This is a genomic window from Anaeromyxobacter sp. Red801 (assembly GCF_049201065.2).
Taxonomy (GTDB): domain Bacteria; phylum Myxococcota; class Myxococcia; order Myxococcales; family Anaeromyxobacteraceae; genus Anaeromyxobacter.
The window spans coordinates 782612-803115 of the sequence record NZ_CM181236.1; the positions used below are offsets into that span (position 1 = coordinate 782612).

The 20504-nt window shown below is 74.9% G+C and carries 13 protein-coding genes and 1 pseudogene; 6 read left to right on the top strand and 8 right to left on the bottom strand.

Features of this window, described 5'->3' with window-relative positions:
* The first annotated feature begins 9 nt into the window (after positions 1 to 9).
* Together clpP and clpX are read left to right on the top strand one after the other, a co-directional pair.
* Entirely contained in the window at positions 10 to 621 is a 612-nt protein-coding gene (gene clpP, locus ACOQFB_RS03670) for an ATP-dependent Clp endopeptidase proteolytic subunit ClpP (protein WP_012527421.1), read from the top strand.
* 84 nt (positions 622 to 705) lie between these two features.
* Positions 706 to 1946, top strand: a pseudogene (gene clpX / locus ACOQFB_RS03675) (ATP-dependent Clp protease ATP-binding subunit ClpX).
* Positions 1947 to 2051: 105 nt separating this feature from the next.
* On the opposite strand, the gene ACOQFB_RS03680 reads toward clpX, so the two are convergent.
* Positions 2052 to 3794: an aminotransferase class V-fold PLP-dependent enzyme gene (locus tag ACOQFB_RS03680; protein ID WP_421608662.1), complete on the bottom strand. Its 1743-nt coding sequence runs from the start codon at positions 3792 to 3794 to the stop codon at positions 2052 to 2054.
* Between the two features lie 183 nt (positions 3795 to 3977).
* Here ACOQFB_RS03680 and lon point away from each other — a divergent pair, with 183 nt between their 5' ends.
* On the top strand, positions 3978 to 6410 hold the full coding sequence (gene lon / locus ACOQFB_RS03685) for an endopeptidase La (RefSeq protein ID WP_059437416.1): 2433 nt from the start codon (positions 3978 to 3980) through the stop codon (positions 6408 to 6410).
* Here lon and ACOQFB_RS03690 read toward each other — a convergent pair.
* Both ACOQFB_RS03690 and ACOQFB_RS03695 read right to left on the bottom strand, forming a co-directional pair.
* Positions 6407 to 7555 (bottom strand): HNH endonuclease, encoded by a 1149-nt coding sequence (locus tag ACOQFB_RS03690; protein WP_059437400.1) that lies wholly within the window; start codon positions 7553 to 7555, stop codon positions 6407 to 6409. The two genes, lon and ACOQFB_RS03690, sit on opposite strands and share 4 nt — an antisense overlap.
* Before the next feature lie 374 nt (positions 7556 to 7929).
* Positions 7930 to 8724: a class I SAM-dependent methyltransferase gene (locus tag ACOQFB_RS03695; RefSeq protein WP_421608663.1), complete on the bottom strand. Its 795-nt coding sequence runs from the start codon at positions 8722 to 8724 to the stop codon at positions 7930 to 7932.
* 153 nt (positions 8725 to 8877) lie between these two features.
* On the opposite strand from ACOQFB_RS03695, the gene ACOQFB_RS03700 reads away from it, so the two are divergent.
* Positions 8878 to 9099, top strand: a complete 222-nt coding sequence (locus ACOQFB_RS03700) for a hypothetical protein (protein WP_421608664.1) — start codon at positions 8878 to 8880, stop codon at positions 9097 to 9099.
* A complete protein-coding gene (gene nadA, locus ACOQFB_RS03705; RefSeq protein WP_421608665.1) occupies positions 9096 to 10100 on the top strand; it encodes a quinolinate synthase NadA in 1005 nt (334 codons plus the stop codon). Before ACOQFB_RS03700 ends, nadA begins: the two co-directional genes overlap by 4 nt.
* A 51-nt stretch (positions 10101 to 10151) precedes the next feature.
* On the opposite strand, the gene ACOQFB_RS03710 is transcribed toward nadA, so the two are convergent.
* Positions 10152 to 11522: an NCS2 family permease gene (locus ACOQFB_RS03710; RefSeq protein WP_421608666.1), complete on the bottom strand. Its 1371-nt coding sequence runs from the start codon at positions 11520 to 11522 to the stop codon at positions 10152 to 10154.
* 112 nt (positions 11523 to 11634) lie between these two features.
* Entirely contained in the window at positions 11635 to 13755 is a 2121-nt protein-coding gene (locus tag ACOQFB_RS03715) for a S46 family peptidase (protein WP_421608667.1), read from the bottom strand.
* A gap of 874 nt (positions 13756 to 14629) precedes the next feature.
* Between ACOQFB_RS03715 and ACOQFB_RS03720 the strand changes: the two genes are divergently transcribed.
* On the top strand, positions 14630 to 15685 hold the full coding sequence (locus ACOQFB_RS03720) for an MXAN_5187 family protein (protein ID WP_494492573.1): 1056 nt from the start codon (positions 14630 to 14632) through the stop codon (positions 15683 to 15685).
* Between the two features lie 228 nt (positions 15686 to 15913).
* Here ACOQFB_RS03720 and ACOQFB_RS03725 read toward each other — a convergent pair whose 3' ends face one another.
* Genes ACOQFB_RS03725 through ACOQFB_RS03735 form a run of 3 tightly spaced genes read right to left on the bottom strand, consistent with a single transcriptional unit; the run spans position 15914 to position 20501 of the window.
* Positions 15914 to 17668, bottom strand: coding sequence for a sensor histidine kinase (locus ACOQFB_RS03725; protein ID WP_421608669.1), 1755 nt, complete (start codon positions 17666 to 17668; stop codon positions 15914 to 15916).
* The gene (locus ACOQFB_RS03730) at positions 17665 to 19125 is read right to left on the bottom strand and encodes an ABC transporter substrate-binding protein (RefSeq protein WP_421608670.1); all 1461 of its coding nucleotides are present in this window, start codon (positions 19123 to 19125) and stop codon (positions 17665 to 17667) included. Before ACOQFB_RS03730 ends, ACOQFB_RS03725 begins: the two co-directional genes overlap by 4 nt.
* Positions 19122 to 20501: a VCBS repeat-containing protein gene (locus ACOQFB_RS03735; protein ID WP_421608671.1), complete on the bottom strand. Its 1380-nt coding sequence runs from the start codon at positions 20499 to 20501 to the stop codon at positions 19122 to 19124. The genes ACOQFB_RS03730 and ACOQFB_RS03735 overlap by 4 nt, the downstream gene beginning before the upstream one ends.
* Between the last annotated feature and the right edge of the window lie 3 nt (positions 20502 to 20504).

A 20504-nucleotide genomic window follows, 5' to 3' on the forward strand; every position in this document is an offset into this window, starting at 1 on the left:
AGATCCGCGATGCCCTACATCCCCATGCCGTACGTGGTCGAGCAGACCCACCGCGGCGAGCGCAGCTACGACATCTACTCGCGGCTCCTCAAGGACCGGATCATCTTCCTGGGGACGCCGGTGGACGACGACGTGGCGAACGTCATCATCGCCCAGCTCCTCTTCCTCGAATCCGAGGACCCGGACAAGGACATCAACCTCTACATCAACAGCCCGGGCGGCTCGGTGACCTCGGGGCTCGCCATCTACGACACCATGCAGTACGTGAAGCCCCAGGTGTCCACCATCTGCCTCGGGCAGGCCGCCAGCATGGGCGCCTTCCTGCTCGCGGGCGGCGCCGCCGGCAAGCGCTTCGCGGTGCCGAACGCGCGCATCATGATCCACCAGCTCTCCGGCGGCTTCCAGGGGCAGGCCACCGACATCGAGATCCAGGCCAAGGAGGCGCTCCGTCTCAAGGCCAAGCTGAACGAGATCATGGCCCGGCACACCCGCCAGCCGATCGAGCGGATCGAGCGGGACACCGAGCGGGACTACTTCATGAGCGCCGGAGAGGCGAAGGAATACGGGCTGATCGACGACGTCTTCTTGCACAAGAAGGCGGCGGAGAAGAAGCCACAGTAAGATGAAGGAACAGGCGAGGCGCCGGAGGGCATCCTCACCAGGGGAAGCAGCCGAGGAAGCGGGCTCGCGAACCGGAGGTGGCACGTGGAGAAGCGCGAGACGCTGAGCTGCAGCTTCTGCGGCAAGTCGCAGAAGGAAGTGAAGAAGCTCATCGCCGGGCCGACGGTCTACATCTGCGACGAGTGCATCGGGCTCTGCAACGACATCATCGCCGAGGAGATCGCCGGCGAGGAGAAGCGCGAGCAGAAGCTGCGGGTGCCGCGCCCGTCCGAGATCAAGACCATCCTCGACGAGTACGTGGTGGGCCAGGAGCGGGCCAAGAAGACGCTCGCGGTCGCGGTCCACAACCACTACAAGCGCATCGAGAGCCGCGTCTCCATCGACGACGTCGAGCTGCAGAAGTCGAACATCCTGCTGCTCGGCCCCACCGGCTCCGGCAAGACGCTGCTCGCCCAGACGCTCGCCAAGATCCTCAACGTCCCGTTCACCATCGCCGACGCCACCACGCTCACCGAGGCGGGCTACGTCGGCGAGGACGTCGAGAACATCATCGTCAACCTGCTGCAGGCCGCCGACCACGACATCGAGCGGGCGCAGAAGGGCATCGTCTACATCGACGAGATCGACAAGATCGCCCGCAAGAGCGAGAACCCGTCGATCACCCGCGACGTCTCCGGCGAGGGCGTGCAGCAGGCGCTGCTCAAGATCATCGAGGGCACGGTCGCGCGAACGTCCCGCCGAAGGGCGGTCGCAAGCACCCCCAGCAGGAGTTCCTGCAGGTCGACACCACCAACATCCTCTTCATCTGCGGCGGCGCGTTCTGCGGGCTGGAGCAGATCATCGAGCGGCGCTCCGGCGGGCGCAGCCTCGGCTTCGGCACCGACGTGAAGTCGAAGACCGAGAAGAACGTGGGCGAGCTGCTCGCGATGGTGGAGCCGGACGACCTGCTCAAGTTCGGGATGATCCCGGAGTTCGTGGGCCGCCTGCCGGTCATCACCAGCCTGGAGGAGCTCGACCAGCCGGCGCTGGTGGACATCCTCACCCGGCCGCGCAACGCGCTCGTGAAGCAGTACAAGAAGCTGCTCGAGATGGACGGGGTGAACCTCAAGTTCACCGACGGCGCGCTGGTGGCCATCGCCCGCGCCGCCATGAAGAACAAGGCCGGCGCCCGCGGCCTGCGCGCCATCCTCGAGAACGCGATGCTCGACATCATGTACGACGTGCCGAGCCGCCGGAACGTCCGGGAGATCGTCATCTCCGAGGACGTCGTGGACAAGCACGAGGCGCCGCTCGTGGTGATGCAGAAGGAGGCGGAGTCGGCCTAGGCCGTCCGTCCCTCGACTTCTGGTTCGACGGGCTCACCATGAGCGGGCCCGACCGGCTCACCCTGAGCGTCCCTCGACTCCGCGCGGCCCACGGGCCGCGCTACGCTAGGGATGAGCGAGCGGCTCCTGGGCCGCCGGGGTCGAAGGGTCCGCGTGCACGTAGCGGAACCAGACCAGCCGGTCCACGAACGCGTCGCCGGTGGGCGGGTTCCACCGCGGGGGCTGGGCGGCGTGGCGGGCCTCGAGCTCCCGCGCGAGCCGCCGCGCCTCGTCCAGGTAGTCGCGGCGCAGCGCCGCCGCCTGCGCGTCGGTGACCGGCTCCTCGGCCGGGGTCGCCGGCGGCTCGTCGCGCAGGAGCGCCGCGCGCACCGCCTCCACCGTCAGCTCCACCGGCACCGGATCGGCCGGCGCCGCGTCCAGCGGCCGCCACATCCCGTCGCCCCAGCCCAGGCGGTACAGCGGCAGGAACGCCTCGCCGTGGTCCGCCACCAGCTCCACCGCCTCGAGCAGGAACTCGATCTCCTCGTCGGTGGCCGTGTAGGGCAGGGAGATCCGGACCCAGCCCGGCTTCAGCGCCAGCACGCCGAGCGCGATGGCCCGGCGGAGCTCGCCCGAGCGCTCCGGGCCGATGCCCAGCAGCCGGTGGCCGTACGGCCCCGCGCAGGAGCAGCCGGCGCGGTTCTGGATGCCGAACAGGTGGTCGAGCAGCGCCGAGACGAAGTCGTGGTGCAGCCCCTCCACGTTGAACGAGAGGATGGGCAGGCGGGGCCCGCGCGCCGGCCCGTAGAGCTGGATGCGCGGGTGCCGGCGCAGGCGCGCCATGGCGCGCTCGGCGAGCGCCGTCTCGTGCGCGAGGATGGCCTCGGGGCCCAGCGCCTCCTTCACCAGGAACGCGAGCCCGGCGCGGACGTCGCCCAGGATGTCCGGCGTGCCGCCCTCCTCGCGCTCCGCGAGCCGCTCGGTGTAGTCCACCGAGAGCCGGTCGAACGCTGCCACGTACTCGACGGTGCCGCCGCCGGGCCGCTCCGGCGTGCGGCTGCGGAACAGGTCGCGGTGCGCGACGAGGATGCCGGATCCCTCCGGCCCGCCCGCGAACTTGTGGGTGGACACCACGATGGCGTCGAGCCGCTCGTCCGGGTCGGCCGGGTGCATATCGATGGGGACGTACGGGCCGGCCGCGGCGTAGTCGGCGCAGGCCAGGAACCCGCGGCGGTGGAGCACGCGCGCGACCGCGCGCACGTCGGTGAGCGCGCCGGTCACGTTCGACCCCGCCGAGAACGCGCCCACGCGCAGGGGGCGTCCGGCGTAGCGGGCCGCCTTCCGGTCGAGGTCGGCCAGGTCCACCTGGCCGTCGCCGTCGAGCTCCACCTCCACCACCTCGGCCACCGACTCGAGCCAGGGCAGCTGGTTCGAGTGGTGCTCGTAGGGGGAGACGAGCACCACCGGCCGCTCGTCCGCCGGGAGGTGGCGCGAGAGGCCGTACGCGCGCTCCAGCGGCTCGGAGATGCGCAGGCCCAGCAGGCCGACGAGCTTGTTGACGGCCGAGGTGGCGCCGCTCCCCACGAACAGCACCACGTCGTCCCGGCCCGCGTTCACGGCGCGTGCGATGGCGTCCCGCGCCGACTCGCGCAGCCGGGTGGTGACCCGGCCGGTGGTGGAGATGGCCGTGTGGGTGTTCGCGTAGAGCGGCCGCGCGGCGGCCACCAGCGCCTCCACGGGCGCGAGCGCCCGCCCGGTCGCGGTCAGGTCGGCGTACGTCACGAGCCGGCGCCCGAAGGGGGTGCGGACGAAGGTACGCCGGCCGATCTCGCCGCGGCGAACGTGCGCGGCCACCTGGTCGAAGGACATGGGTCCCGGCTTGTAGCGGGGCGCGGGACGCCCGACAAGAGCGCGGGCGGGCGGGGGAGCCCGGCCGGTGCGAAACCTGTGTGCGGTCCCGAAGAACGGGGTCGGCCCGGATGTTAAGTGTTAGTCTCTCACCGGCCTCGACGGGCAGCTCCGGGGCCATCAAGGAGCCTGAACACCGTGCCCATTTTCTCGCGCAACGACGACGGGAAGAAGGACGGGAAGAAGAGCCGCACGCTGCCGCTCCTCCCGCTCCGCGACATCATCGTGTTTCCCCACATGGTGGTGCCGCTGTTCGTCGGTCGTCAGAAGTCGATCGCCGCACTCGAGGAGGCCATGGCGCACGACAAGGCCATCCTCCTCTGCGCGCAGAAGAAGGCGAAGACGAACGAGCCCGCCGCCGACGACATCTTCGCGGTCGGCACCGTCGGCTCGATCATCCAGCTGCTCCGGCTCCCCGACGGCACCGTGAAGGTGCTGGTGGAGGGCAAGCAGCGCGCCCGCATCCGCCGCTTCCTCGACTCGGACAAGTTCCTGGTGGTCGAGGCGGACGACATCGAGGAGGAGAGCGAGCGCACGGTCGAGCTCGAGGCGCTGATGCGCTCCGTGCACTCGACGTTCGAGGCCTACGTCAAGCTCAACAAGCGCATCCCGCCGGAGATGCTGACGTCCGTGTCGTCCATCGACGACCCGGCCCGGCTCGCCGACACCATCGTCGCGCACCTCTCCCTCAAGCTGAACGACAAGCAGTCGATCCTCGAGACCGAGTCCCCGGCCAAGCGGCTGGAGAAGCTCTACGAGCTGATGCAGGGCGAGATCGAGATCCTGCAGGTCGAGAAGAAGATCCGGACGCGCGTCAAGAAGCAGATGGAGAAGACGCAGAAGGAGTACTACCTCAACGAGCAGATGCAGGCGATCCAGAAGGAGCTCGGAGAGCGCGACGAGTTCAAGAACGAGATCCAGGAGCTCGAGGAGAAGATCAAGAACAAGAAGATGTCGAAGGAGGCCACCCTCAAGGCCAAGAAGGAGCTCAAGAAGCTCAAGATGATGAGCCCGATGAGCGCCGAGGCCACGGTGGTGCGCAACTACATCGACTGGATCCTCTCGCTCCCCTGGTACGACTACACCGAGGACAAGCTCGAGATCCCCGAGGCCGAGAAGGTCCTCGACGAGGATCACTACGGGTTGAAGAAGCCCAAGGAGCGGATCATCGAGTACCTCGCGGTCCAGAAGCTGGTGGACCGGATCCGCGGCCCCATCCTCTGCTTCGTGGGCCCGCCGGGCGTGGGCAAGACGTCGCTCGCGAAGTCGATCGCCCGCTCCATGAACCGCCGCTTCGTGCGCATCAGCCTCGGCGGCGTGCGCGACGAGGCCGAGATCCGCGGGCACCGCCGCACGTACATCGGCGCGCTGCCCGGCAAGATCATCCAGTCGCTGAAGAAGGCGGGCTCGGGCAACCCGGTGTTCCTGCTCGACGAGGTGGACAAGATGTCCACCGACTTCCGCGGCGACCCGTCGGCCGCGCTGCTCGAGGTGCTCGACCCCGAGCAGAACTTCAACTTCAACGACCACTACCTCGACCTCGACTACGACCTCTCCAAGGTCATGTTCATCTGCACGGCGAACACGATGGCGGGCATCCCGCTGCCGCTGCAGGACCGCATGGAGGTGATCCGGCTCGCCGGCTACACCGACCTGGAGAAGCTCTCCATCGCGCAGCGGTACCTGATCCCGAAGCAGAAGGAGGTCAACGGCCTCGAGCACGTGCCGGTCGAGTTCAAGCGCAGCGCGCTGCGGGCCCTGGTGCACAAGTACACCAAGGAGTCCGGGGTCCGCTCGCTGGAGCGCGAGATCGGCTCGATCTGCCGGAAGATCGCGAAGGACGTGCTGAAGACCGGCCAGGTGGACGGGAAGACGTACGTGGTCAGCGAGCGGATGGTGCAGAAGTACCTGGGCCCGCCGCGCTACCGCTACGGCACCGCCGAGGAGCAGGACCAGGTCGGCCTCACCACCGGCCTCGCCTGGACCGAGCTCGGCGGCGAGCTGCTCACCGTCGAGGCGCAGGTCATGCCCGGCAAGGGCAAGCTCACCATCACCGGCAAGCTCGGCGAGGTGATGCAGGAGTCCGCGCAGGCCGCCATGAGCTACGTGCGCTCGCGCGCCGAGCTGCTCGGCCTCGACAAGCGGTTCCTCGAGAACGTGGACATCCACGTCCACGTGCCCGAGGGCGCCATCCCCAAGGACGGCCCGTCCGCCGGCATCACCATGGCGACGACGCTGGTCTCCGCGCTCTGCCGGATCCCCGTCCGCAAGGACGTCGCCATGACCGGCGAGATCACGCTGCGCGGCCGCGTGCTCCCCATCGGCGGCCTGAAGGAGAAGGTCCTCGCCGCCCACCGCGGCGGCATCAAGAAGGTCCTGATCCCGAAGGAGAACCAGAAGGACATCCGCGAGATCCCGCGCCGCGTCCGCGAGAAGCTGCAGATCGTGCCCGTGGACCACGCCGACGAGGTGCTGCGCGAGGCGCTGGTGCTCGAGCGCCCCGAGGAGTTCCTCGCGAAGCCCGGCGGCCCGAAGCCCGAGGCGCCGTCCGCCGGCGGGGCCGCGGCGCAGGCCTAGCCTCCGCCGCTCGGAAAACTCCGGGGCCGGTCGCGCGCAGGCGCGGCCGGCCTCTTCGTTTGTGGCGCGTACCCGTCCATCAGCGCGTCCCCGAGGACCCGGCGCGCCTCCGCGAGGTTGTGGCCCCGGCAACGGATCCTGAGGTTGTCCTCCGTCGAGCCCCCGCCGCGCGCTCGCGGCACGATGTGGTCGAGCTCGAGCTGGTGCGTGGACTCGCAGCGTTCCCCGGACGCGAGCACGAAGGTGCACCGCCCGCCGTCCCGCGCCCAGACCTCCCGGCGGACGTGGGCAGGGATGTGGTCCGCCTTCGAGGGGCGAGCCTTCTTCTGCGGCCGAGCGATGAGCCCCTTGCGGCGGGCGCGGTCGGCGAGGAGCACGTCGAGGGCGGCCTCGAGGACCTTCTCGCGGGAGGCGCCGGGCATCGCGTGGGAGAGCGCATCGCGGGCAGCGTCGAGCTTCTTCAGGAAGGCCTTGGAGACGGTGAGGTGCATCCGCGCGGAGTCCCCGTCGAGCCAGTCCACCGAGCTGGGCCTGGCGGCAGGGGGCAGCCCAGGAGTGAGCGCCACCGGGCACGCCCCCACGGCTCGCGGTTCGACAGGACCACCGCGAGCGGAATCCGGATGGCCCGCGGGCTCGACCCGGTCGGGTGCGTTTGGTTCGGGCGCCCGAAATGGAATCGGCGCCGAGATGGGCGCCGCCACCGACGCCGGCGCACTGACCGCCCGGACCGGCACGACGACCTCGCGGCGGGGCGGGTTCTCCACGGGCCGGATCGAAGCAGCGACCGCAGCCGCATCCCGGCTCGACAGCCCGAAGAACCGCGGCAGGATCTCGGCGCAGTTGTCGGGGGTCACCACCTTCGCCAGCTCGCAGACGGAGGACAGACACAGCCGGCCGTCCCGGAGCGCGCCCTCGACGGCGGGGTACCGCTGGATGAGCTCGGCGGCGGTCTTCCGGTACTGGGCCGCGCCGGCCGAGAGTCCCAGCTCGCGGCGGAGGAACGAGAACAGCGACGTGTGCCCGCGCTCCCTCCACAGCCCCCTGCGGTCGAACTCCGCGAGGGCGACCAGGAACTCCGCCATGGCGTGGCGCTCGGAGCGAAGGAGAACGACGAGACGCTTCGTGAACTCGAGTGCGGTGTCCATGCACGAAGCATCGCACGCGAATTTCGCGCATCGTAAAACGCGCGAGAACGCCTCAGGGCGCGCGAACGCGAGCAGGGGTCCGCGCCCCCTCGGCTGACGTCCGCGCGCCGCAGCGGCGCCCCAGGAGCGCGCGAGAGGGCTGCGCCCGAACGCCGCTGCTCACGAACGCCGCGCTGCGCCTGAACGCGGTCAAGCGTTCACGCGAGGAAAAACGGGTGCACTCTCGGTGCGTCACCCGTGCCCACCTCGCGCACGTTCCGCGTGCCACGCCCCGCGCTCGGGCCTCTCGTGAGCCGATCCCGCCGCCCCCGGTTCCGGCCACGCAGGACCGGTCCAGATCCCGCCGGACCCTCGTAGCCCAGCCCCCCCGGCCCTCACCCCGCCACGACCCTCGCATAATACCGATGCGCCCCCCGCGCGCTCGGCAGCGGCACCAGCCCCAGCCGCGCCAGGTCCCACCCCGGCGCGCCGTCCTTCACCACCACCCAGCGCCTCGCCACGCGCCGCGCCTCGGCCAGCGCCTCCGGCGCGAGCGGCCGCGCGTCGGCGAGCCGGCGCACCACGTCGAACCCGCCCGGCTCCGCGCGCGCGTGCCGGAACATCGGGTCGAACACCACCACGTCGAAGGACCGGTCCGCCGCGGCGGCGAGGAACGCGGCGTGGTCGGCGCAGCGGATCTCCACCCGCCGCGCCGGCTCGTGCTCCAGGCGGCGCATCCCCTCGCCGGTCCACGCGGCGAGCGCGCGCGAGGACTCGAGGCCGAGCACCTCGCCACGCGGCCCGACCGCGGCGGCGGCGACCAGCGCGTCCGCCCCCAGCCCGGCCGTGCAGTCGAGCACGCGATCCCCGGGCTCGAGACCGGCCGCCTCGGTGAACGGATCGCGATCGGGCGGCGCGGCGGGGCGCCCGGAGGCGCGCGCCGCCAGCACCCGCTTCATGCGCAGGATGCCCATCCCCGGCGACCAGGCGTGCTCGGCCCCGCCGGCCACGAGCACCGCGCGCGCCGCGGAGAGCACCAGGGCGGTCTCGCCGCCGGCCGCAGCGACCACGCGGGTGAGCGCCCGCCCGCCGCGGGCGGCGTAGGGCAGGTCGTAGCGCGCCGCGGCGAGCACGGCGTCGCGCTCCTCCTCGGCGGACGGGCGGAGCGGGGTGGTGACGACGAGGCGCACGCCGCCAGGGATGCCCGCTCACGGCGCGGCGCGCAAGGCCCGGCGTGCGCGGGCCGGCGCCGGGCGGGTTGCGCCGGAGCGCGCAGGCGGCGTAGGATGCGTACGTCTTCGCGAACGTTTATATAATTGTTCGAGCAGTCGGAACCGCGGCGCATGAACCGAAAGAACGGCGAGCGGCAGGGCGGCAGGGCGGCCAAGGTCCGCAGCTACTCGGCCACCGACGAGGACGTGGCGATGCTCGACGCGGTGGCCCGCTACCACGGGTTCTCCAAATCGGCCACCCTGGTCGGCCTCGTGCGCCGCGAGTTCTGGCGCCTCTTCCCCGCCGGCACGGGCGACATCAAGCCCGCGCGCGGCGCCCGGGTGAAGCCATGACCCTGCCCGTCGTCCCCATCCACGATCCGGTCGCGAACCCCGGCACCGGCAGCGACCTCCCCGCCGCCGAGGTGGCCGGGCTCGAGGCGGAGATCCGCGCCCTGGCGAAGGAGAAGGACGCGGTCATCCTGGCGCACAACTACCAGCTGCCCGAGGTCCAGAACGTGGCCGACCACGTGGGCGACTCGCTGCAGCTCGCCATCGTGGGCCAGAAGGTGCCTCAGTCCACCATCGTCTTCTGCGGCGTGCACTTCATGGCCGAGTCGGCCAAGGTGCTGGCGCCGGACAAGCGGGTGCTCCTGCCGAACCTGTCCGCGGGCTGCTCGCTGGCGGACTCGATCACCGCCGAGTCGCTGGAGGACTGGAAGGCGCGCTACCCCGGCCACGCGGTCGTCACCTACGTGAACTCCACCGCCGAGGTGAAGGCGCTCTCGGACATCTGCTGCACCAGCGCGAACGCCGCCTCGGTGGTGCGCTCGCTGCCGCAGCAGAAGATCCTGTTCACGCCGGACCGGAACCTGGGCCGCTGGGTGGCGGCGAAGGTGCCGGAGAAGGAGGTGGTGGTCTACGACGGCTGCTGCCCCGTGCACGACGTGCTGCGCTCGGCCAACGTCGAGAAGGTGCGCGCCAGCCGCCCCGAGGCGGTGGTCATCGCGCACCCGGAGTGCCGCGCCGACGTGATCGACATCGCCGACGTGGTCTGCTCCACCACCGCGATGATCTCCGCGGTGGAGAAGTTCCCGTCGGCCCGGACGTTCATCGTCGCCACCGAGCACGGCATCGTGCACCAGATGAAGAAGCGCTGGCCGGACCGCGAGTTCATCGTGGCCGACGGCTGCATCGGGTGCCGGATGCACTGCCCCTACATGAAGATGATCGACCTGCTCATGATCCGCGACGCGCTGGTGCGCGGGAAGCACGAGGTCAAGGTCGAGCCCGACGTGGCCGCCGGCGCGCGCCGCGCGCTGGAGCGGATGATCGCGGTGCCGCGGGACGCGTGAGCCCGGCGCGGCCGCCGCGGGCCCTCCCGCGCGCGCCCGCCGGCCCGCCGCCTACCCGCCGATGGCGAAGTAGACCACGAACGCGATCGAGGCCCCGATCATGAGCGGGTGGACCTCGCGCGCCTTGCCGCCGGCGAGCTTCAGGAGCACGTAGGAGACGAAGCCCGCGCCGATGCCGTTCGTGATCGAGTAGGTGAACGGCATCACCGTCACGGTCAGGAACGCCGGGATCGACTCGGTGGGATCGTCCCAGGCGATCGCGCCGACGTCGCGCATCATCATGTAGCCGACCAGCACCAGCACCGCCCCGGTGGCCTGCGGCGGGACGATGCCCGCGAGCGGCGAGATGAACAGGCACAGCGCGAACAGCGCCGCCGTGGTCACCGAGGTGAGCCCGGTCCGGCCGCCCGAGGCCGCGCCCGCGGCGCTCTCCACGTAGGTCGTCGCCGAGCTGGCGCCGGCGAGCCCGCCCGCGATCGCGGCGAGGGAGTCCACCATCAGCACCGTGCTGGCGCGCGGGAAGTTGCCCTTCTCGTCGAGGTACTTCGCCTCCTGGCCCACCGCCACCACCGTGCCGACGGTGTCGAAGAAGTCGGAGAGCATGATCGAGAACACCGCCAGCGAGGCGGCGAGCGGGCCGAGCACGGCGACGAACGAGAAGTCCACCTGGCCGAGCATCGAGAAGTCCGGCAGGCCGAAGATCGAGGTGGGCAGGTTGGCGACGTGCGGGGCGAAGCCCGCGCCGCCGAACGCCGCCTTCGCGGTGACGGCCACCGCGGTCGAGACCGCGATGCCGATGAGCAGGGCGCCGCGCACGCCGCGCGACACCAGCCAGGCGGTGAACACGAGCGTCAGCGCGAACAGCACCACCGGGAACCCGGTGAGCCGGCCCGCCGCGCCCTCCGGGCCGAGCTGCAGCAGCGCGCCGCCGGCCGAGATGAAGCCCGCGGCCTTGAAGCCGATGATGGCGAGGAACAGGCCGATGCCGATGCCGATGGCGCGCTTCAGCGTCATCGGCACGGCGCGCACCACCGCCTGCCGCAGGCCGGTCGCCACCAGCAGCGTGATGAGCACGCCCTCGGCCACGATGACGCCCATGGCCTGCGGGTAGGAGAGCTTCTTGCCCAGCACCAGGCCGAACGCCACCACCGCGTTCAGCCCCATCCCCGAGGCGAGCGCGAGCGGCAGGTTCGCGAACAGGCCCATGGCGGCGGTCATGACCGCCGCCACCAGCGCCGTCGAGGTGAGGATCGCCGCGAAGTGGCCCGCGCCCGCCGCGCTCCCGAGGATCTCCGGGTTCACGAACAGGATGTACGCCATGGTCATGAACGTGGTGGTGCCGGCCAGGATCTCGCGGCGCACGGTGGTGCCGCGGGCACGGAGGCCGAAGAAGCGATCGAGGGCGGAGGCGGAAGCGGTCACGGCGGTCTCCTTGAGGCGGCGGAGGATACCAGGGGCCCTGGGCGGGGCGGCGCGGCAAAATGGACGGGCCCGGGCGCCTCGGCGGCACCCGGGCCCGCGGCGATCCGTCTCGCTACTTCGTGCTGCGGGTGCCGCCCGGCGGGGTGGCGGCCCCGGCGGTGCCGGCCGGCCCGGCGCCGAGCTCCGAGACGAGGCGGTCGGCGCCATAGACGCGCTGCAGCGCGTGGACGATGGCGGACGAGTGGACCGCCACGGCGCGGTTCGCCGAGTCGTCGAACCCGTAGTCGCCGCCGAGCGAGGCCAGGTTGCCGTCGAAGGCCAGCCCCACGATGCGGAGGTCGCGGTCGAACACCGGCGAGCCGGAGTTGCCGCCGATGATGTCGTTGTCGGTGACGAAGTCGAGCGGCGTGGCCAGGTCGAGGCGGGGCTTCGCGTCCAGCCAGCTCTTCGGGAGCGCGTAGGGCTCGCTGCCGGTGTGGCGCTCGAACGCGCCCGCGAAGGTGGTGAACGGCGGCACCTCGTGCCCGTCCTGCTTCCAGCCCTTCACCTGGCCGTAGGAGAGCCGCGGCGAGAAGGTGGCGTCCGGGTAGATGGTCCGGCCGTAGACGGCGAACCGGGCCTGCGCGATGAGCGCCTGGTTCTGGGTCTCGACCGAGTCCACCTCGTCCTCCCACCGCGTGCGGATCGCGCGGGCGTCGGCGTCCGTGGCGCGCGCGAGCGCGATGAGCGGGTCCTTGCTGGCCTCCACCGCCGCCGCGCCGCCCTCCCAGAGCGCCTTGCGGACCGCCGGGTCGCGCAGCGCCGTGCCGGCCACCGCCTTGCGCGCGACCTCGGCGGGCGAGGCGGTCCCGAGCGCGTGCTTCACGGCGGCGTGATCCGTCCCGAGCCGCTCGCGCACCTTCTCCAGCCAGAACCCGAGCCGGACGGTCTCGTAGGCCGCGTCGATGGGCGCGGCGCTGTCGACGCGGTCCGCGAGCGAGGGGAGGGCGGTGTCGCGGTACTCCTTCAGCCGCTCGCCGTCCGGCTTCTTCCGCTCCTCCGCGGCGCGCACCAGGTGCCGCGCCATCCAGAACAGGTCGCCGCCGATCCGGGTGCGCCCCGAGGGGAAGAGCTCGAGCCAGTCGTAGGGGACGTCGAGCGCGCGCGCCCGCACCTGCGCGGCCGCGATGCGGTCCCAGGCCGGGAGGTACTTCCGGGCCTTCGCCGGATCGCGACGCAGCGCGGCGCGGAGCCGGTTCTCGTCCGCCACCTTCGACGCGAAGAACGCCGCATCGCGGAGCGCGGCGAGCTGGCCGCGGCGCGCCTTGACGCTGTTCTCGTTGTAGAAGAGCCGCGAGGTGGAGACGCGCTTCGCCTCCGGGCCGGTGAGCTGGAAGCCCGTGAGCAGGCCGCGCTCCTCCGCCAGCCGCTCGAGCGCGTCGGGCAGGGCGTGGTCGCGCACGTACTCGAGCTGCGCCACCGTGAGCAGCCGCTCGGTCTTGCCGGGGTTGCCGGACACGAACGTGAGCGCGCCCGCCGGGGCGCCGGCCGGCGACCAGCTGAAGTGGTCCGGGGTCGGCGCCGGCTTGCCGTCCCGGTACACGCGGATGAACGCGACGTCGAGGTCGTACCGCGGGAACATGAAGTTGTCGGGGTCGCCGCCGAAGAACGCGATGGCGAACTCCGGCGCGAACACGAGGCGGACGTCGTCGTAGCGGCGGTACTGGTACAGGCTGTAGACGCCGCCGTGGTACAGCTCCACCAGCTCGCAGAGCAGGCCCGGGTCGCCGCCCTGGCACTCCTTCTCGATCGCGGCCTTCTGGGCGACGAGCGCGGCGTTGAAGCGCGCGCCCTCCAGCCCCGCCAGCGCGCCGTGCACGCGCTTCGTCACGTCGGTGATCCGGAGCAACTGGTCCACCTGCATCGCGGGGCAGCGCAGCTCCTCCGCGCCCGAGCGCGCGAGGTATCCGCTCGCCACCAGGTCCTTGCCGGCGCTGGAGAGATCCTCCACGCACCCGTGCACGCAGTGGTGGTTCGTCATGATCAGGCCGCCGTCCGACACGAACGACGCCGAGCAGCCGCCGGCGAGGCGGGCGGAGGCGAGCCGGGCGCGGTCGAGCCAGGCCGCGGAGGGATCGAAGCCGTACTTGCGGGCCACGCGATCCGACGGGAACGCGTCGTAGGTCCACATGCCCTCGTCGGCGCTGCCGGCGAGCGGGGTGGCGAGGAGGAGCGCGAGCAGGAGTCGCTTCACGAGGTGGGTCTCCGGGCGAGTCGGACCGGCCCGGAGGGGCAGCCCGATCGAGGTTGGAACAGCATCGTACGGAGGAAAGGTGCACTCGGACGTGACACAGGGCGAGGGGGCGGCGCCCCTTCTGGCCCGGGGTCCGGCCCCGTGCCAGCCGCCTGCTCGATCCGGGGCATCGTGCACTATGCGTGAACCCGGGCCCGGCGTCGAAGCGCCTGGGAACACGGAAGAAAAGAGGCGCTCGCTCGCCCGGCGGCAGGTTTGACACCCCCTCGGCAAGCCGCCTATAAGGGCGGACGATGAACCGGCTCAAGCTCTGGCTCTATGCGCTCATCGTGGTCGGGGCCGGTGCGGCCGCCCTCCACCTCCTCACCTCCGACCTCCGCGCGAGCGCCCTGCGCCAGCTCGACGGGCGGCTCCAAGCCGGCGCGGCGCGGCTCGCCGCGTCGCAGCACGCGCTGCAGGCGGAGGCGAACGGGGTGGCGGCGCTCGCGGCCCGCGACGCCGCGCTGCTCCAGGCCCTCGCCCCCGCTGCGGCCGTCCCCGCCGGGAAGGCGCGGGGCGTCCCCGCCGCGGCCCCGGAGCCGGCCGCGCGCGCGGCGGCGCTCGACGCCGCGGCCGCGGCCGCGCTCGCCGCGGCGCAGTCCGAGCTGGGGACGGCGCTGGCAGGGGCGCGCGCGGTCGCGGTGGACGCGGCCGAGCTGGATCGCCGCGCGGCCGAGCCGGCGGCGGACGCCGACGTGGTGGCCGCGCTCCGCGAGGCGCTCGCCGGCAAGCCGCGGCGGGCCTACACCCGGGCGCAGGGCGGGCTCGCGTTCGCCGTCGCGGTCCCGGCCGGCGGGGCCGGCGCCGTCGCGGTGGTGGTCCCGCTCGACGCGGCCTGGCTGCGCGGCGTCGCCGCGGGCACCGGCGTGGACCTGACCCTGGCCGTGCCCGGCGCGAAGGTCGCGTCCTCGGCGCCGGCCGGCGCCGACGAGCTCGCGGCCGCCGCCCGCGGCGGCGCCGGGCGCGAGCGCGACGCGGGCCGGCTCGCGCCGGTGAAGGTGGACGTGCTCGGCGTCGGCCTCGGCGCGCAAGGGTTCCTGGTCGGCGCCGCCCGGCGCACCGGGTGCTCGCGGTGCCGGTCGCGGGGCTCCAGGACGCGGCGGTGGTGGTGTCGGCGCAGGCGGCGCCGGCGCTCGCGCCGCTGGTGCGGCTGCAGTGGAACGGCGTGGCGCTCCTCGCCGTCCTGCTGGTGCTCGGGCTGCTCTTCGGCGCGCTGGTGCGCAGCGCCGAGCCCGCGCCGGACGTGCCGGCCGACCTGCTCGCCGCCGCGGACCGGATCGGCCGCGGCGACTTCGCCGCCCGCGCGCCGGCCATGGCCGGCAAGATGGGCACGCTCTCGGCCGCGCTGAACCGGGCCACCGAGGCGGCCGGCGCCGCGGCGCACGGGCCGGCCCCGTCGCTGACGCAGGAGTTCTTCGCCGCGCCGGCGCCCGCCCCCGAGCCGGAGAGCTTCCAGCTCCCGCCGCGCCCGCCGCCCGCCCCGGTGGCCGCGCCGTCCGCCGGCGCCACGCAGCGGCTCGACGCCAGCGCGCTGCAGGGCGGCGCGTTCGAGGCGGCGCCCGTCCCGGCCCCGCCGCCGGCCCGCCCGGCCCCGGCGTTCGCGCCCGAGCCGCCCCAGGCCGTGGCCGGCGACCTGCTCCAGGCCGCCGCGCGCACCGCGGCGCCGGAGCCGGCGAGCGACGAGGAGCACTGGCGCGAGGTCTTCCGCGACTTCCTCCGGGTCCGCGGCGAGTGCGGCGAGCCGGTCGAGGGGCTCACGTTCGAGCGCTTCCGCCAGAAGCTCGAGCAGAACCGCGCCACGCTGGTGGCGAAGTACGGCTGCCGCACGGTCCGCTTCCAGGTCTACGTGAAGGAAGGGAAGACCGCGCTGAAGGCCACGCCGGTGCGGTGAGCGGCGGCTGCGCCCCCGCCGCGCTCACGCGCCGTGCGCGGCGGCCGCAGGCGCCGCCACCGGCAGCCTCAGCGTGAACGTCGCGGCTTCTGGGCGGGGGGCTGCGCCCCCCGCTCCATCGAGCGGAGCTCGATGGAGCCTCACCCCCGCTGCGCGGGTCCCGTGACCTCGCGCGCCCGCGTTCGCGGGCGCGCGCGAGGTCCCCGCGGGCGCGGCTCCGCCGCGCAATCAGGCGCCCCGTGCGGCTTGCGGCGCGGGCGCCGCCGGCGCGGCCACCGGCAGCCTCAGCGTGAACGTCGCGCCCGCGCCTGGCGGGGACGCCGCCTCGAGCGCGCCGCCGTGCTCCTCGGCGATGCGGCGCGCGATGGCGAGCCCGAGCCCGGTGCCGCCGGGCTTGGTGGTGAAGTAGGGCTCGAACACGCGCTCCAGGTCGCCGGGCGCGATCCCCGGGCCGGAGTCGGACACCTCGAACGCCACCGCGTCGCCGTCGCGGTAGGCCGCGAGCCGCAGGCGGCCGCCGGACGGCATCGCGTCGAGCGCGTTCCGGACCAGGTTGAGCAGCACCTGCATGACCTGGTCGCGGTCGGCCAGCACCGCCGGGAGATCCGGCGCGACGGCCCGCTCGACCTCGACGCCCGGGGGCGCCGCCGGGAACAGCGCCAGCACCGCCGACGCCAGCTCCTCGGCCGGCACCTCGGCGCGCTCCGGCGCGGGCAGGCGCGCGAAGCGGCTGAACTCGTCCACGATCCGCTTCAGCCGCCGGACCTCCTCGCCGATGGCCTGCGTGCCCTCGTCGAAGATCTCCGGGAAGTCCGCGCGCCCCTGCGCGTGCGCCTCGCGCAGCGTCTCCACGCTCATGGCGATGGGGGTGAGCGGGTTCTTGATCTCGTGCGCCAGGCGGCGGGCCACCTCGCGCCAGGCCGCGATGCGCTCCGCCTGCGCGAGCCGGGCGCGCCCCTGCGCCAGGTCCTGCGTCATGGCGTTGAACGCGCGCACCAGCTCGCCCACCTCGCCGCCGGCGTGGACGTCGACCCGCGCGGCGAGGTCCCCGCCCGCGACCCGCGCCGCCGCGGCCCGCAGCCTCTCCAGCGGCCGCGTGATGCGCGCCGCCACCACCGCGCCCAGCGCCGCCGCGGCCGCGACGCCCGCGGCGAGCGCGCCCAGGAACGCGAGCAGCACCGTGGTCTCGGCGCGCGCCAGCCCCTCGGACGCGAGCGACACCTCGACCCGCGCCACCGGGGCGTCCGCCGGGCCGAGCGCGAGCGTCCGGCGCGGCGCGGCGGAGAGCCCGCCGAATAGCAGGCGCAGCCGCCGCCAGCCGCGCGCCGGCCCGGGCGCCTCGGCCGACGCGGCCGCCACCACCTCGCCGTCGGAGGAGCGGATCACCACCGCGCCGCCGGTCAGCGCGGCGAGGCGGGCCGCGCGGGCCTCGGTGAGCGCCACGCCGCCGGCGACCCGCAGCGGGGGATCGCCCGGCCCCGGCGCCCAGGCCACCAGCGCCAGCACCGGCTCGACGCCCTCCGGCCCGGCCCGCGAGACGACGCGGGGCACCGCGCGCCCGGGGCGCGCCGCGTCGGGGAGGTCGGCCAGCTCCGGGTCGGGATCGCCGGCGCGGCCGGGGAGGTGGCCCGACGAGACCACCCGCCCGTCCGCCTCCAGCACCGCGAGCACGTCGAGCCCGCGCGGCCCCATCCACTCGCCGGCGCGCGCCGCCGCCTCGGCGAGCTCGGCCCCGTCCGCGGCCCGGTCGCGCGCGAGCGCCTCCAGCTCCGGCGCCCGGGCCAGGTCGGCCACCGCGCCGGCGGCGTGCTCGCCGAGGCGCGCCAGCTCCTTCTGCACGGCGGTCGCGGCGCCGTCGAGGCGGGCGGCGTGCTCGGTGGTGAGGGCGCGCCCCAGCGCCCGCGACACCGGCACCAGCGTGGCGGCCAGCGGCACCGCCGCGAACAGCGCGAACGCGAGCGCGAGCTTCGTGCGGAGCGTCATCGCGAGCCTCCCCCCAGCAGCCAGAGATCGCCGGGGTCGATCCCGCCGTCGGCGCGCGGCGCGGCCCCCTGGAGCGCCGGCGCCGGCGAGGCGCGCTGGCCGGACGCGAACAGCGGCACGAGGTCGAGCGATCGCTCCAGCTCGGCGACGCGCGCCAGCGCGGCCGGGCCGTCCAGCCCCGCGAGCGCGGCGAGGGCGCGGCGCGCGGCGGCCGGCCCGCGGGTGGCCAGCGCCACCTGGCCGGCGGCGAGCGCCGGGCGAAGCCCGAGGATCGGGACCGAGACGATCGCCACCTCGCAGTCGCCGGCGGCGAGGCGCGCCGCGAAGCGCTCCGGCGGCGCCACCTCCACCGAGACGCGGATCCCGGCGTCGTGGAGCTTCACCTGGAGGCGATCCGCGGCGGCCCGGGCCTCGGGCGCGCCGGCCGGGACGAGCAGGGTGAGCTGGCGCGGCGCCGGCGTGGTCGCGAGCGGCGCCGGGAGCGGGCGCGGCCGGCCGGGGAGGATGGCCGGGGGCACCAGCGTCTCGAGCGGCGCGGAGGGGCCGCGCACGAAGCGGCGGGCCAGCTCGGCGCGGTCCACGGCCTCCAGCGCGCGCCGCACCGCCTCGGCGCCCGCGCCCAGGCGCGACCGCTGGAGCGCCAGCACGGTGACGGTGAGCGGCGCGGCGGGGACGGCGCCGTCCGAGACCGCCTCCGGCCGGAGCGCCAGCTCCGCCTGGCCGCGCTCGAGCGCGCGCGCCGCGGCCCGCGCGTCGGCGGCGCCGAGCAGCAGGCGGTCGGCGAACGGCAGGCCGCGCACAGCGTACGGGTTGGGCGCGAGCCGGACGCCGCGCGCGTCGTGCCCGTCGAGCACGAACGGGCCGGCGCCGGCGCCGCGCGGCGACACCACCGCCGAGGGGAGCGCGGCGAGCGCCCAGGGGAGCTCCGGGAACGGGAACGCGAGCACGACGCGCAGCTCCAGCTCCGAGAGCACCTCGAGCCCCGCCGGCGCGGCGGCGCGCCCGTCCAGCACCGCGTCCGCGCCCGCCACCGGCAGCAGCGCCCAGGCGTGCGGGGCCGGCTCGCGCCCGGGGCCGGTCCGCGCGAGCAGGCGCGCCAGGCTCGCCGCCACGTCGGCGGCGCGGAGCGGCGTGCCGTCGCCGAAGCGCAGCCCGGGGCGGAGGCGCAGCCGGTACGCGGTCCCGCCCGGCTCGGGCGCGGGGAGCTCGGCGAGCAGGCCCGGCGCGAGGCCGCCGGCCGCGTCGAGCTCCACGAGCGTGGCCTGCAGCGCGCGCACCAGCGCGAGGTCCTGGGGCGCGGTGGCCTGCGCCGGATCGCCCACGCGCGGCGTCGCGGGGAGCAGCACGCGGAGCTCGCCGCCCGAGGCGGGCGGGACGGCGCCCGTCGCCGGGCCGGCGAGGCCGGCGCCGAGCGCGAGCCCGAGCGCGAGGCAGGGCGCGGCGGCGCCCCGGATCACCGGGCCTCCCGCGCGTCCGCGCTCACCAGCAGGAGCGTCGTGAGCGGCCGGCCGTCCGGGCCGGCGCCCACCGAGGCGAGGACCGCGTCGTCCACGCCGTCGCCGGTGACGTCCCCGCCGGCGCCCGCCAGGATGCGCCCGGGGATCGGGCCGGACTCGAGCAGCGGCGGACCGCCGGAGGTGCGCAGCACGCGGACGCGATCCGGCGCCGCGGGGCCGGGCTCGGACGCCACCAGCTCGGCGGCGCCGTCGCCGTCGAGATCCGCGAGCGCGAGGCCGGCGCCCACGCCGCGGAGCGGCGGGGCGGCGGGCGCGAGGTCGGGGCCGAGCAGGTCGAGCCGGCCGTCCACGCCCAGCGCCGCGACGGCCACGCGCCCGCCGTGCGGCGCCGCGGCCACGCGGTAGAGGCGTCGCGGCGCGCCGGCGTCCGGGGGGGCGGGGACCGCCGCCGGGGTCGCGCCGGCGGGATCCGCGGCCAGCCGGTCGAGCAGCTCGCCGCGCCCGGGCGCGAACGCGCCCCACACGCGCAGGCCCTCGGCGGCGCAGAGCGGCGTCCCGTCGAGCGGGCCGGCGGGCTCGAGCGCGCCGGCGCGGAGCGCGAGCACCTCGCCGCGCGCGGCGCCCGCCAGGCGCACCGCGATCCGCCCGGGCCCGAAGTCGCCCACCGCCAGCGCGGCGGCCGGCGCGCGCACCGGCGTGCGCTCCCCAGGGTCGAGCGCGCGCCGCGCCACCGGTGCACCGCCGGTGGAGATCACCCAGGCCTCCGACGCGGTGACGGCGACGATGGCCCGGACGCCGGCCTCGCCCGGCTCGCCCACCGCGAGCGCCAGGACCTCGTCCGGCACCTGCCCGATCGCGCGCACGCTCGCGAAGCCCGCGCCGGCCGGCCGGTCCTCGCGGGCGAGGAGCAGCGTGTCCGGGTCGGCGGGCGCGCGGGCCTGCACGAGCCGCGGCGGGATGGCGCGCGCGCCCGGGCGGTGCTGCAGGAAGAAGGACGCCCAGGCCGGGATCGCCTCGCCGACCAGCGACAGCTCGCGCCGCCCCGGCACCAGCCCGGCCTGCACGCGCAGGAGCCAGTCCTGGCCGGAGGCCCGCGCCGCCGCCTCGGCCTCGCTGGCCGGGACGCGCGCCGGGGTCACGGCGTAGCCGCGCCGGGCGAGCGCCGCCTCCAGCGCGGCCTCCAGCGGCGCCGCCAGCGCCCGCGCGCGCGTCTCCACCGAGAGCGTCAGCGCGCGGCGGCCGTCCGGCGGCGGCCCGAGCGCGTCCGCGAGCGCCTCGGCGGCGGCGGCGAGCGCCGGGGGCGCGGCGCCGGGCGCCTGGGCGCGGGCGGGGAGGGCGGCGAGCGCGAGGGCGGCGAGCAGCGCGGGCGGGATCACGGG

Bases quoted from the DNA above. Each gene is read 5' to 3' on its own strand.
- clpP (WP_012527421.1), top strand. From the start codon at position 10: ATGCCCTACATCCCCATGCCGTACGTGGTCGAGCAGACCCACCGCGGC.
- ACOQFB_RS03680 (WP_421608662.1), bottom strand. From the start codon at position 3,794: ATGTCCTTCGACCAGGTGGCCGCGCACGTTCGCCGCGGCGAGATCGGC.
- ACOQFB_RS03690 (WP_059437400.1), bottom strand. From the start codon at position 7,555: ATGGACACCGCACTCGAGTTCACGAAGCGTCTCGTCGTTCTCCTTCGC.
- ACOQFB_RS03700 (WP_421608664.1), top strand. From the start codon at position 8,878: ATGAACCGAAAGAACGGCGAGCGGCAGGGCGGCAGGGCGGCCAAGGTC.
- nadA (WP_421608665.1), top strand. From the start codon at position 9,096: ATGACCCTGCCCGTCGTCCCCATCCACGATCCGGTCGCGAACCCCGGC.
- ACOQFB_RS03725 (WP_421608669.1), bottom strand. From the start codon at position 17,668: ATGACGCTCCGCACGAAGCTCGCGCTCGCGTTCGCGCTGTTCGCGGCG.